This window comes from Bradyrhizobium sp. SZCCHNR1015 (assembly GCF_032489875.1).
GTDB lineage: Bacteria > Pseudomonadota > Alphaproteobacteria > Rhizobiales > Xanthobacteraceae > Bradyrhizobium.
Genome location: NZ_JAUEYW010000004.1, coordinates 230397 through 243909, shown reverse-complemented (window position 1 = coordinate 243909; position 13513 = coordinate 230397). Strand labels below are relative to the sequence as shown.

Genomic DNA, 13513 nt, shown 5'->3' with positions numbered 1-13513 from the left:
GAGGGGGCGCTATACCCGTGTCAGCGCGGCGGCGTCGCCGCCGCGCGCTTCGCCAGGGCCGCCTTGGCGGCGGCAGCCTTCGCGATCGCCTGCGTGCCATCCCAGCCGCCGGCGGGCGCCGGCACGTTCACGGCGTCGTCGGGCTGCGGTTCGACCGTGAAGGTCTGGATCGCGAGCTTGGCCGCGGCGAGCGACTGGACATCGAGCCGCTTGGCGACATCGTCGCGCTTGCGCCCTGCGTCGACGTCACCCTGCGCTGCGGCCAGGGTGAACCATTTGTAGGATTCGGCGAGGTTCTGTTCGACGCCGATGCCACGGGCATAGAGAATGCCGAGGTTGAACTGGCTATCGGCGACGCCGCGCTCGGCGGCCTTGCGGAACCATTGCGAGGCGCTCTTGTAGTTCGCGCCCTTGCCGCCGCCGTCGGCGTCCAGCACGGCGAGATTGTGCATCGCCTTGGCATTGCCGCGCTCGGCGGCGACCACGTAGTAGCGGCGGGCGATGTCGGCGTCCTTCTTCACGCCGAGGCCCTTCTCGTAGAAGGTGCCGAGACGGAAGACCGCCGGGATCAGCCCGGCCTGCGCCGCGCGGTCATACCACTTCGCGGCTTCCTCATAGTTCGCCGCGACACCCTTGCCCTCGGCAAAGCGCACGCCGACTTCGTAGGCGGCGGTCGGATCACCCTTCAGTGCGGCATTGCGCAGCGCCAGTCCGCCGATGGCATCGGGCAGCTTCTCGGAGGCGGGCACCTGCACCAAACCGAGCTTCTGGCCGTTGGCAGCGGTGGGGATCGTGCCGGTGACGTCAGTAGGGACGGCAGCGGGTAAGGTGGCTGGCTTTTCGACGTCCTGCGGGATCGCGAGCATCGCGATCGTCTCCGCTTCGCTCGGCATGGCCCGATTGTAGGACTGACGGTCGAGCGGCGTCGGCGAGGTCAACGACGGCGCGCTCTGGTCGGGCGTCGTCGGCCGCGGCGACAGGCTCGGCGAGGCCGACGGCATCTGCGCGCGCGGCGCCTCGCCCTGAGTCTCCATCGGCGAGATCGGCGGCGGCGTGCTGCCGCTGTCGAGCAGCGACATCGCGAATTTGAAGGTGCCGAGCACGATCACCACGACGCTTGCACCGACCAGGAGCGAACGGATCTTCGACCCGATGGTCGAGACCTCTTCGTCGCCCTCGGCGGTGAGAGCGAACGTCGGCTTGTCCTTGGGTTTGGCCTTGGGCTTGACAGCGTCGCTGGCGACGTCCTTGGGGAGGTCTTTCGGCGGCTCCTTGGCCTTGTCCTTCGGCTTGTCCTTCTTCGCCTTCTTGGCGTCCACAGGCTGTGCCGCCGCCGCGGCCTGCGCCGCGCGGCGCGCAGCCGCGATGAAGCTCGATGTCGATACCGGCTCCCGCTTGCCGGCGGGAAGCTCGCTCAGGGCATCCTCGGACGCGGCGATCCGCTCGGCGGGCGATGCGGTCCGGCCAGGCGGACGGGTGCCGGGTTCGAGCGGATGATCCGGTGGCAGCTCGGGGACGATGACGGTCGGGCGGGGCGCCTGCGCTGCGTGCGGCTCCAGGATGTCGGCGATCGCCTTCGGCGGAATCGGCGGCGGCATGGCAGCCGATGGCGCCTGCGCGGCGTGGAAGTCGCGCGAGGCCGCTGCGAACGCCTGTTGACCCGCGGCCGGAGCGACAATCTGTCCCGCTGGCTCCTCGGCCGCCGGATTGGGCAGCTCCGGGCGGTAGGCAGGCTCTGGCCTGGCCGGCTCGGCATAGGCCTGGGGCGCCGTCGCGCGTGCGGCCGGCATCGGCGACTCGATTGGCGGCGCCAGCGGCGGCAGCGCGGCCGGCGGGCTCGCGGTGGCGCGCACATTGCGCAGGTCGCCTTCGATCATGGCGAGGCGGTCGACGACGTGCCCCAGCGTGTTGTGGACGGCCTCGAGCGAGTCCTGGGTGTTGCGGTCGGTCTCGGTCTGGCTGAAGCGGATGTCGGACAGCTCGCGCTTGACCATGTCGATCAGGCCGCCGTCCTGCGACGTTTCGCGCTGCGACCGGCTCTCCGCCAGCGCTGCGAAGGTCGCCTGCTGCCGTTCGAGATAGCGCAGGATGTCCTGCAGGCCATCCTCGACCCGGGTCATGTTGCCGCCGCGCGGGTCGTTGGCGGCTTCGAGCCGCTCCAGCAGGTAGCTGATCCGCTGTTCGAGATGCGTGATCGCCGATGAGCCGTCGCTGCCGACCTGCAGGCGGTCGATCCGGTCGGACAGGCCGCGCAGCGCGTCCTCGATCTGGGCGGTGTTGTCGGGCGCGGCCGCCGGCGGCTCGCGGCTCTCCAGGGTCGAGGTCAGCGCGGCGATGCGCTGTTCGAGCGCCGCAAACGACTCGTGGAACGAGTCGTGATCGTCGCGCGCCTGCGTGACCTGGTCGACCTTCGACGACAGCTGGCGGAGATCGTCCGACAGCCGTTCCAGCGCGTCGTTGGAGGCGACATTGGCGACGATCGCACGCAGCGCCGCGATGGCGCTTTCGAGCTGCTGCACGGTGCCGGGGTCGTCATTGGCGCGCAGGATCAGGTCGAGCTTGGCGCCGAGATTGCGGATCGCCTCGTCATAGACGGCGAGCTGCTCGGCAGGCTTCAGCGAGCCGACGACCTCGCGGATGTCGGTCAGCGCGCGCTCGATGCCGGCCAGAGCCTGGCCGTCGACGCCGGTGTTGCGGTTCTCGTCGATGCGGCGCGACAGCGAGCGGATCTCGTTCTCGATCGACTCGATCGCGCGGCGCGGCATCGCCTCGGTAATGGCGTGACGGATCTCGGAGAGCTCGTTGCGGAAGCCGGCGATCGACTGCTCGATGCCGTCCTCGGGGCGATGCAGCGCCTCGATCTGGCTCGTGATCTTCAGCAGATGGCGTTCGAGCAGCGAGAAATCGGGAGTGGGTGCCGCCGGTTGCGGCGGCGTCAGCGGCGCGCTGATCGGGGTCATCAGCGGCGCTGCTGCGGATGCCATGGCAGGCGCGGTCGGCGGCGCCTGGTGCGGCGGCAGCGGGCGCGCATTGTCGAGCTCGCTCTGGCGGGCGCTGATTTCGGCGACGGCCACGTCGAACGAGCCTGCGCTGAGCGCCTGGGCCGGCCGGTAGAGCTGTGCGGCGGCGCGCTCGACGCCGTCAGGACCACGATAGCGGTCCTCGGTGTCCGGCTTGCGCAGCGGCGTCGAGATCTGTGACAGGCGGGCGTCGAGCCGCGAGATCGCGTCGTTGAGCTGGCGCGCGACGCCCTGCTCGTCGCGCGGCGCATCCTTGCGCGCGACGGGGCGCGACATCTGCTCGATCTGCCGTGCGATGGAGTCGAGCCGCTGATGGATGTCGGTCACCTCGCGGGCATCGCGGCTGACGGTCGGCGTGCTGCGTGGCGCGGGGCTGCCGCGGAAATCGGGCGGGGCCGATGCGCCGAGCGTGGAGTTGATCCAGTCGTTCAGCGTCATGCCGGCGCGTTGCGCCGCGGCCTCGGCCCTTTCACGGACGGACGGGTCGATGCCTTCATTACTCCACGGTACGCGCGAATTCATGTCTCGTCCGGTTCCGCTTCCAGCGCTCCACCAAGCGCCTCCAGCCTCCCCACGCGTCCCGGACATGAACATGAACGGGTCCGCGCAGATCGTCTGCTCCAGGTCCCGACTTTTGACTTTTACGGTAAATAACGCGTTAAGTTTACCGCCGGCGCGGTCAGAAGTTTTGCGCTGTCAAACGGCGCGTATCAGCCGGCATTTTCGCGTGATGATGGATCGAGCGGCCGCACGCTGCTCGCGCCGGATATCGTCGACAGCGCGGTGATCGCCTCTTCGCACCATTCCGCCACCATGCGCTCGTGGCGCAGTCCGAGCCGCAGGTTGAGAAGCTTGCCCATATCGGCAGGGGCGACGCTGCCATCAGCGTAATGCTTCTTGAGGATGCGGTCGTAGCGCTCGGCGCGGTCGCGATGATGTTCCAGCCGCGCCATCAGGTCGGCCCGGATCGGCCCGATGTCGGCGGCGCCCAGTGCATAGAGCCGGACGAGAAGATCGTCCTTCGTCGAGGCCGGTGTGCTCGGCCGCGCCGCCCAGCTGCGGAACGCCGCGCGGCCCTCGGGGGTCAACGTGTAGACCAGCTTGTTGGGCTTGCCGGTCTGCACCACCTCGCGACCCTGGATGTAGCCGCGGTCGCGCAGCCGCGACAGCTCGCGATAGATCTGCTGGTGGTCGGTCTTCCAGAAGAAGCCGATCGAGGAGTCGAACGTCTTGGCGAGCTCGTAGCCCGTCATCGGATGTTCGGTGAGGCAGGCGAGGATGGCGTCGCCGAGGGCCATGGCCGGAAACTGCTCCCGTTTTTCTGATCGTGTTCTGCCCCGCTCCACGCTTGACATTATGCACACTGGCGCATATGCGTCAATGTGCATATGGGGTGGTCGTGGTGCTGGCCTGTTCCGCCCCGAGGAGACGCCCAATGACAATGACCGGCCTCGATGGATGGTACGGCTATATGAGGTCTCACGATCTCGGCGCTTTGCGGGAGCTGCTGCACCCGGACGCCGTGTTCGAAAGTCCCGTCGTGCATACGCCGCAGCGCGGCCGCGACATCACCTTCAAATACCTCGCAAGTGCTGAGAAAGTCCTGGGCGGTCCCGGATTCAAGTATGTCGGGGAGTGGCGTAACGCCACGGGCGCCGTGCTCGAATTCGAGAACGAGATCGAAGGCATCAAGCTCAACGGCGTCGACATCATCAGCTTCGACGACGCCGGTCTGATCACCCATTTCAAGGTCATGGTGCGCCCGCTCAAGGCGATCAACCTGCTGCACCGCCTGATGGGCGAACAGCTCGCCGCGATGAGCAAGCCGTCGTGACGTGACCGACGGCCGCAACGTGACGGCTGCCGCAAGTGCCTCAAACCCGCTACAGTCCGCGGCCTGCATTGTCTGCCGCGTCCGTGGAAATCCCAGTCTGAAACTTCAGCCTTCCTGCCGGAGACGCCGATGCCGATCTACAAAGCCCCCGTGGAAGATGTCACCTTCCTGCTCAACGACGTGTTCCAGATCGACCGCTACGACAATCTGCCGGGCTTCTCCGATGCCTCGGCCGATGTCCGCGAGGCGATCCTCGGCGAAGCCGCCAAGCTCGCCGAAGAGGTTCTGCACCCGCTGAATCGCGTGGGCGATCTCGAGGGCTGCAAGCGCCATGACGACGGCAGCGTGACAACGCCGAAGGGCTTCAAGGACGCCTACAAGCAGATCGTCGAGGGCGGCTGGCTCGGCCTGTCGGCACCGACCGAATATGGCGGCCAGGGCCTGCCGGTGACGCTCAGCCAGACCGTCAACGAGTTCCAGTGCTCCGCCAACATGGCCTTTTCCATGTATGGCGGCCTTACGATGGGCGCGACGGCGGCGCTCATCGTGCACGGCAATGAGGAGCAGAAGAAGACCTACGTGCCGAAGATGGTCGCCGGCGAATGGACCGGCACCATGAACCTGACCGAGCCGCATTGCGGCACCGATCTCGGTCTCTTGCGCACCAAGGCGGTGCGCCAGGCCGACGGCAGCTTCAAGATCTCCGGCACCAAGATTTTCATCTCCGCGGGCGAGCATGACCTCGCGGACAACATCATCCACCTCGTGCTCGCCCGCATCGAGGGTGCGCCGGCCGGCATCAAGGGCGTGTCGCTGTTCGTGGTGCCGAAGTTCATGGTCAACGCCGACGGCTCGGTCGGTGCGCGCAATGGCGTCAGCTGCGGCTCGATCGAGCACAAGATGGGCATCCACGGCAACTCGACCTGTGTGATGAACTACGACAACGCCACCGGCTGGCTGATTGGCGAAGAGAACAAGGGCATGCAGGGCATGTTCGTGATGATGAACGAGGCCCGGCTCGGCGTCGCCGTGCAGGGTCTCGCGCAATCCGAGGTCGCCTATCAGAACGCGGTGGCCTATGCGCGCGAGCGCATCCAGGGCCGCTCGCTGACCGGCGCCAAGGCGCCGGACAAGGCCGCCGATCCGATCATCGTGCATCCCGACGTGCGCCGCACCCTGCTGTCGATCCGCGCCTTCAACGAGGCCGCGCGCGCGATGGTGGTGTGGACCTCGCTGAAGAGCGACGTCGCGCACCGCTCGGCTGACCCGAAGGACCGCCAGGCGGCCGACGACCACATGGGCCTGATGACGCCGGTCATGAAGGGCTACATGACCGACATGGGCTTCGCCAACGCCGTCCAGGCGCAGCAGATGTATGGCGGCCACGGCTACATCGCCGAGCACGGCATGGAGCAGTTCGTGCGCGATGCCCGTATCGCCATGATCTACGAAGGCGCCAACGGCATCCAGGCGCTGGATCTCGTCGGCCGCAAGCTGCCGCGTGACGGCGGCCGTGCGGTGATGGCGTTCTTCAACGAGGTCGGGACCTTCGCCAAGGAGCAGGGCGGCAATGACGCGATGAAGCCGTTCGTAGCTCCCTTGTCGACCGCGCTCGGCCATCTGCAGCAGGCCACGACCTGGCTGATGCAGAACGCGATGACCAAGCCGGACAATGCCGGCGCCGCCGCGACCGACTACATGCATCTCTTTGCGCTGGTCACCTTCGGCTACATGTGGGCGAAGATGGCCAAGGTCGCGCAGGACAAGATTGCGGCCGGCGACAGCTCGACCTATCTCACCACCAAGCTGGTGACGGGCCGCTTCTTCATGGAGCGCGTGCTGCCCGAGACGGCGGCGCATCTCGCCCGCCTCCAGGCCGGCTGCGCGACCGTGATGGAACTGCCGGCGGAAGCCTTCTGATTTCGGAGCAAAGGCCGGTGCGCACCGCGTGCCGGCTATCGTTCCATGCTGACAACGACAAATTGGACCAGATGAGGAGGGCGTGATGCCTGAGGCCTTTATCTACGACCACGTACGGACTCCCCGCGGCCGCGGCAAGGCCGACGGCAGCCTGCATGAGGTGACCGCGCTCGCGCTCGCCACCGTGCCGCTGAAGGCGCTGAAGGACCGCAACAACATCCCTGAGGACGCGGTCGACGACGTCGTGCTCGGCGTGGTCGATCCGGTCGGCGAGGCCGGCTCCGACATCGCGCGCTTCGCCGCGCTGAATGCGGGTCTCGGCGATGCCGTTCCGGGCATTCAGATCAGCCGCTTCTGCGCCTCCGGCCTTGACGCCGTGAACTTCGCCGCGGCGCAGATCATGAGCGGCCAGCATGAGCTGGTCATCGGCGGCGGTGCGGAATCGATGAGCCGCGTCGGCATCGGTGCTTCCGGCGGTGCCTGGCCGATGGATCCGTCGATGGCGGTGCCCGCCTACTTCATGCCGCAGGGCGTCTCGGCGGACCTGATCGCGACCAAATACGGCTTCTCGCGCGACGACGTCGACGCCTATGCGGTCCAGAGCCAGCAGCGCGCCGCGAAGTCCTGGGAGGAAGGCCGCTTCGACAAGTCGGTTGTGCCGGTCAAGGACATCAACGGCCTGACCATCCTCGCCAAGGACGAGCACATGCGTCCGTCGACGACGATGCAGTCGCTGGCGCAGTTGCAGCCGTCGTTCGTGCAGATGGCGCAGATGGGCGGCTTCGACGCAGTGGCGATCCAGTCGCATCCGGAGATCGAGCGCGTCAACTACGTGCATCACGCTGGCAACTCCTCCGGCATCGTCGACGGCGCCGGTGCGGTGCTGCTCGGCAGCAAGGAGGCAGGCGCGAAGTATGGCATGAAGCCGCGCGCGAAAATCCGCGCCTTCGCCAATATCGGCTCGGAGCCCGCGATGATGCTGACGGGCCCGGTCGATGTCACCGAGAAGCTGTTCGAGCGCTCCGGCATGAAGAAGTCGGACATCGACCTGTTCGAGCTCAACGAAGCCTTCGCCTCGGTCGTGCTGCGTTACATGCAGGCGTTCGAGATCGACAAGGACAAGATCAACGTCAATGGTGGTGCGATTGCGCTCGGCCATCCCCTGGGCGCCACCGGCGCGATGATCCTCGGCACCGTGCTCGACGAGCTCGAGCGCACCGGCAAGGCGACCGCGCTGGTGACGCTGTGCATCGGCGGCGGCATGGGCACCGCGACCATCATCGAGCGGGTGTGACAGCCGTAGGGCGGGTTAGCCGGAGGCGTAACCCGCCGTGTTGCGAGAGGCGGTGGGTTACGCTGCGCTAACCCACCCTACGATCGACGAATACAGGACAACGCCGCGCCGACTGGCTGCTGGCACCGAGGGAGATCCATATGGCCTTCAAGAACTTCAAGCTCGAAACCGATGCCGACGGCATTGCGCTGATCACCTGGGACATTCCGGGCCGTTCGATGAACGTGCTGGACGAGACCTCGACCAACGAGCTCGAGGCCATCGTCAAGCAGACCACCGCCGACGCCGCCATCAAGGGCGTCGTCATCACCTCGGCCAAGGAGGCGTTCTGCGCCGGCGCCGATCTGTCCATGCTCGAAGGCATGAACCGCATCTATGCGGATGTGCTGAAGAGCAAGGGTGAGGAAGCCGCCAACCAGATGCTGTTCGACACCAGCCGGCGCTTCTCGCAGATCAACCGGTCGATGGAGACCTCGGGCAAGCCGTGGGTCGCCGCGATCAACGGCCTCGCGCTCGGCGGCGGCTTCGAGATCACCCTGTCGTGCCACTACCGCGTCGCGGCCGAGAACCCGAAGACCCGCCTCGGCCTGCCCGAGATCAAGGTCGGCCTGTTCCCCGGCGCCGGCGGCACCCAGCGCGTGCCGCGCATCGTGCAGCCGCAGGACGCCATGAACCTGCTGCTGAAGGGCGAAGCGCTGACGCTGGACAAAGCCAAGGCGCTCAAGCTGGTCGATGCGATCGTGCCGGCCGCGGATCTCATCAAGGCGGCCAAGGACTGGATCAAGGGTGGCGGCAAGGCGGTTCAGCCGTGGGACGAGAAGGGCTTCAAGCTGCCCGGCGGCCCGGTGTTCTCGAAGAACGGCATGATGATGTTCCCGGCCGGCAACGCCATCTATCGCCGCGAGACCTACGACAACTATCCGGCCGCGCGCGCCATCATGAGCTGCGTGTATGAGGGCCTGCAGTTGCCGATCGACGCCGCGTTGCGGGTCGAGTCGCGCTACTTCACCAAGATCCTGCGCTCCAAGGAAGCGGCGGCGATGATCCGCAGCCTGTTCCTGTCGATGCAGGAATTGAACAAGGGCGCGCGTCGTCCGGCCGACGTGCCCGCGACCAAGCTGAAGAAGATCGCCGTGATCGGCGCCGGCTTCATGGGCGCCAGCGTCGGCTACGTCTCGGCGCGCGGCGGCCTCGAGGTGGTGCTGATCGATCGCGACCAGGAGAGTGCCGACAAGGGCAAGGCGCATGCGCAGAGCGTGATCGATGGCCTCGTCAAGAAGGGCCGCGCCAAGCCGGGCGAGGCCGAGGCGATCATGGGCCGCATCACCGCCACCGCCGACTACGCCGCGCTGAAGGATTGCGATCTCGTCATCGAGGCCGTGTTCGAGGACCGCAAGGTCAAGGCCGAGACCTATGCCAAGGCGCAACAGCACCTGAAGGACGGCGCGATCTTCGCGTCGAACACCTCGACTTTGCCGATCACCTCGCTGGCCGAGGAGTTCAAGGACCAGGGCCGCTTCATCGGCATCCACTTCTTCTCGCCGGTCGAGAAGATGATGCTGGTCGAGATCATCATGGGCAAGGCCACCGGCGACGTCGCGCTGGCGACCGCGCTGGATTATGTCCGCACCATCGGCAAGACCCCGATCGTCGTCAACGACTCCCGCGGCTTCTTCGCCAACCGCTGCGTGATGCGCTACATCGCCGAGGGCAACGAGATGTTCCTCGAAGGCGTGCCGCCGGCGATGATCGAGAACGCGGCCAAGATGGCCGGCATGCCGGTCGGCCCGCTGTCGCTGTCGGACGAGGTCGCGCTCGATCTCGGCCTGAAGATCATGAAGGCGACCGAGCACGATCTCGGCCCCAACGCGATCAACCAGGACCACAAGAAGCTGATGGTCGAGCTGGTCGAGAAGCAGGGCCGCTTCGGCCGCAAGAACGCGAAGGGCTTCTATGACTATCCCGAGAAGGGCAAGGGTCAGAAGAGCCTGTGGCCGGATCTGGCCAAGCTGCAGCCGAAGCATCTCGATCCGGATACGCTGGATGTCGAGGAGCTGAAGCAGCGCTTCCTGGTGGTGCAGGCGGTCGAAGCCGCGCGCACGGTCGAGGATCACGTCATCACCGACGTGCGCGAGGCCGATGTCGGCTCGATCCTCGGCTTCGGCTTCGCGCCGTTCACCGGCGGCACGCTGTCCTACATCGACTTCATGGGCACCAAGAAGTTCGTCGAGCTGTGCCACACCTTCACGGCGAAGTACGGCTCGCGCTTCGCGCCGCCGAAGCTCCTGGAGGAGATGGCCGCCAAGGGCGAAACCTTCTACGGCCGCTTCCCGCCGAAGAAGGTGGCGGCTTAGCACTCGGGTTAGCTAACACGGAAGCGAGCCGCGCTCGCTATACGTTCCCTCCCCCCTTGTGGGGGAGGGTTAGGGAGGGGGATAGCCACAGGCGCCGGTCCGTGTGGCTACCCCCCTTTCTATCTCTCTCCCACAAGGGGGGAGAGAACAGACCGCCCGAGGTGCAGTCGTGAGTTCTTTCAACGTAGAACTCACCCCGCCTTCATCAGCCCTTCCTTGGTCAGCGCTTCCTGCACCTTGGGGCGGGCCGCGACGCGGTTCTTGTAGGCCACGAGATTCGGCATCGCCGACAGGTCGAACTTCATCCGGTCGGCCCAGGTCAGGATGGTGAACAGATAGCCGTCGGCCACCGTGAACTGGCTGCCCATCAGGTAGTCGCGGCCGGCGAGCTGGCCGTCGATGTACTTGAACTTGCCCATCACCCGGTCCTTGAAGAACGCCTTGGCCTCGTCGGCGAGCACGGGAGAGAACATCGGGCCGAAGTTCTTGTGCAGCTCGGAGGTGATGAAGTTCAGCCACTCCAGCAGCTTGTAGCGCTCGCCGCTGTCGCGCGCCGGCGCCAATCCCTTGTCCTTGGCCTGGTCGGCGATCATCTGGACGATGACCGGTCCCTCGGTCACGATTTCGCCGCTCGGCAGCCCCAGGGCCGGCACCTGGCCCTTCGGATTGACCTTGAGATAATCGTCGCCATTTTCCAGGGTCTTGGCGCGCAGATCGACCTTGACCAGATCATAGGGCAGGCCGGCCTCGAGCAGGGCGATATGGGGCGAGAGCGAGCAGGCGCCGGGTGAATAATAAAGCTTCATCTTGTATTCCCTCCGTGAGACCTTTTCTTCGTGGAACCGGTCGGGGCGCCACATCCGCCTTTACATGCAGATGCATGGAATAGTCAAGATTGATGCAGCTGCATCGAATGCGCTAGACTGCGCATCTGAGGATACGAGCCGGCCCATGAAACGCAAACCATCGACCGAGGCGACCGCCGCCTGGATCCGCCTGATGCGGGTCCAGAGCCGGGTGCTGGACTGCGTCGAGCAGGAGCTGAAGAAGGCCGGGTTCCCGCCGCTCGCATGGTATGATGCGCTTCTCGAACTGTCGCGCGCGCCCTCCGGCGAGCTGCGTCCGGTCGAGCTGGAGCGGCAGATGCTGATCCCGCAATATTCCACCTCCCGGCTGATCGACCGTCTGGTCGACGAAGGTCTGGTCGTCCGGCGCGAATGCAAGATGGACAAGCGCGGCCAGTTCGTCGAGATCACCGAGGCCGGGCGCGAGCTGCAGAAGCGGATGTGGTCGGCCTATTCGGCCGCGATCGAGAAGCATGTCGGCTCCAAGCTGTCGGATACCGACGCCGCAAAGCTCTGCATGCTGCTGGATCGCCTCGGCTGCTCCTGTGGTCAGGCCGCTCCGTTGGCGGCCGGAGAGGGCGCAGCGATCCGATGAAGCATCCGTTCCCATTCACATCCGCGGCCCCCTGGGGTCCGCGGCCCTTCCTGTCACCACGCGCGACCCTCGAAGCGCTTCTGAACCGAGACTCCCATGGCGCGTGACCAGATCGATATGACCCCGCTGCAGTCGCGCGACGAGCTCGTGGCCTGGCTGGCCGCCGGCGTGAAGCCGCCGTCCGCCTTCCGCATCGGCACCGAGCACGAGAAGACGCCGTTCACGCTCGACGGTCACCGCCCGGTCCCCTACGAGGGTGCGCGCGGCATCGGCGCGCTGCTCGAAGGCATGAAGCTCTTGCTCGGCTGGGAGCCGATCATGGAGCGCGGCAACATCATCGGGCTCTATGACGTCACCGGCGGCGGCGCCATCTCGCTGGAGCCCGGCGGCCAGTTCGAGCTGTCCGGCGCGCCGGTCGAGACCGTGCACCAGACGCATGCGGAGCTGATGGCGCATCTGGCGCAGGTGCGCGAGATCGCGACCCCGCTCGGCATCGGCTTTCTCGGCCTGGGCATGACGCCGTCCTGGTCGCGCGCCGAAATTCCGATGATGCCCAAGGGCCGCTACAAGATCATGACCAGCTACATGCCGAAGGTCGGCAGCTACGGGTTGGACATGATGTACCGGACCTGCACCGTGCAGACCAATCTCGACTTCTCCTCCGAAGCCGACATGGTCAAGAAGCTCAGGGTCTCGGTGGCGTTGCAGCCGATCGCAACCGCGCTGTTCGCCAATTCGCCGTTCACCGAGGGCAAGCCGAACGGCTTCCTGTCGTTCCGTTCCGAGATCTGGCGCGACACCGACAATCAGCGCTCGGGCATGATCCCGTGGGCGTTCGAGGACGGCATGGGCTTCGAGCGCTGGGTCGACTACGCGCTCGATGTTCCGATGTATTTCGTGAAACGCGAGGAGACCTATATCGACGTTTCCGGCACTTCGTTCCGCGACTTCTTCGCCGGCAAGAACCCAGCGATGCCGGGCGAGCGGCCGACGCTGTCGGATTGGGCCAATCACCTCTCGACGATCTTCCCCGAGGTGCGTCTGAAGCGCTACCTGGAAATGCGCGGTGCCGACGGTGTGCCATGGGGCCGGCTGCCGGCGCTGCCGGCGTTCTGGGTCGGCCTGCTCTACGACGATGTCAGCCTCGATGCGGCCTGGGACCTCGTCAAGGACTGGACCGCGTTCGAGCGCCAGAACCTGCGCGACGACGTGCCGCGCCTCGGCTTCAAGACGCGCATCCGCAATCGCTACGTGTTCGAGGTGGCGAAGGAGTGCCTGACGCTCGCCCATCACGGCCTGCGCCGCCGCAACCGCGTCGATCAGAATGGCCGCGACGAGAGCCGCTATCTCGAGCCGCTCGATCAGATCATCGATTGCGGCCGCTCGCCGGCGGAGGAGATGCTGGAGAAGTTCGACGGCCCGTGGGGCGGCTCGGTCGAGCCGGCCTACGACGAATATGCGTTCTGATCGGAACGGCCGTCCCTGCAGCCGTCGCAGGTTCGCTGCGTCGCCTGTTCCACGTTGAGGCGGTCGGCGGCTCGGGTCCCCTGTTCTCTGTTGCGATTTGTGTCTCAGGTTCGATTCAGCGCCTGGGCACCGCTGCTTTGCCTTCCGCAGCTCCCCCGGTCCGGGCCGTTCATCCGCCATACAG

The 13513-nt window shown here is 66.3% G+C and carries 9 protein-coding genes; 6 read left to right on the top strand and 3 right to left on the bottom strand.

The annotated features are described in order from the left end of the window. Positions 1 to 20 precede the first annotated feature (20 nt). Entirely contained in the window at positions 21 to 3542 is a 3522-nt protein-coding gene (locus QX128_RS09555; RefSeq protein ID WP_316237333.1) for a hypothetical protein, read from the bottom strand. Between the two features lie 188 nt (positions 3543 to 3730). After that, positions 3731 to 4318 (bottom strand): PadR family transcriptional regulator, encoded by a 588-nt coding sequence (locus QX128_RS09550; RefSeq protein WP_315801554.1) that lies wholly within the window; start codon positions 4316 to 4318, stop codon positions 3731 to 3733. A gap of 137 nt (positions 4319 to 4455) precedes the next feature. Here QX128_RS09550 and QX128_RS09545 point away from each other — a divergent pair, with 137 nt between their 5' ends. From QX128_RS09545 to QX128_RS09530, 4 genes are all read left to right on the top strand, one after another. Next, positions 4456 to 4854: a nuclear transport factor 2 family protein gene (locus QX128_RS09545; RefSeq protein ID WP_315717936.1), complete on the top strand. Its 399-nt coding sequence runs from the start codon at positions 4456 to 4458 to the stop codon at positions 4852 to 4854. 129 nt (positions 4855 to 4983) lie between these two features. After that, complete coding sequence (locus QX128_RS09540; RefSeq protein WP_315801553.1) at positions 4984 to 6774, top strand: acyl-CoA dehydrogenase C-terminal domain-containing protein; 1791 nt, start codon at positions 4984 to 4986, stop codon at positions 6772 to 6774. 85 nt (positions 6775 to 6859) lie between these two features. Further along, positions 6860 to 8068, top strand: coding sequence for an acetyl-CoA C-acetyltransferase (locus tag QX128_RS09535; RefSeq protein ID WP_315801552.1), 1209 nt, complete (start codon positions 6860 to 6862; stop codon positions 8066 to 8068). Between the two features lie 140 nt (positions 8069 to 8208). Then, entirely contained in the window at positions 8209 to 10422 is a 2214-nt protein-coding gene (locus QX128_RS09530; RefSeq protein WP_316237332.1) for a 3-hydroxyacyl-CoA dehydrogenase NAD-binding domain-containing protein, read from the top strand. A 191-nt stretch (positions 10423 to 10613) separates the two neighbouring features. On the opposite strand, the gene gstA is transcribed toward QX128_RS09530, so the two are convergent. Next, entirely contained in the window at positions 10614 to 11228 is a 615-nt protein-coding gene (gene gstA / locus QX128_RS09525; protein ID WP_315801550.1) for a glutathione transferase GstA, read from the bottom strand. A 145-nt stretch (positions 11229 to 11373) separates the two neighbouring features. Here gstA and QX128_RS09520 point away from each other — a divergent pair, with 145 nt between their 5' ends. Beyond that, a complete protein-coding gene (locus QX128_RS09520; protein ID WP_315801549.1) occupies positions 11374 to 11862 on the top strand; it encodes a helix-turn-helix domain-containing protein in 489 nt (162 codons plus the stop codon). A gap of 96 nt (positions 11863 to 11958) precedes the next feature. Then, positions 11959 to 13329 (top strand): glutamate--cysteine ligase, encoded by a 1371-nt coding sequence (locus QX128_RS09515; RefSeq protein ID WP_316181954.1) that lies wholly within the window; start codon positions 11959 to 11961, stop codon positions 13327 to 13329. Positions 13330 to 13513 lie beyond the last annotated feature (184 nt).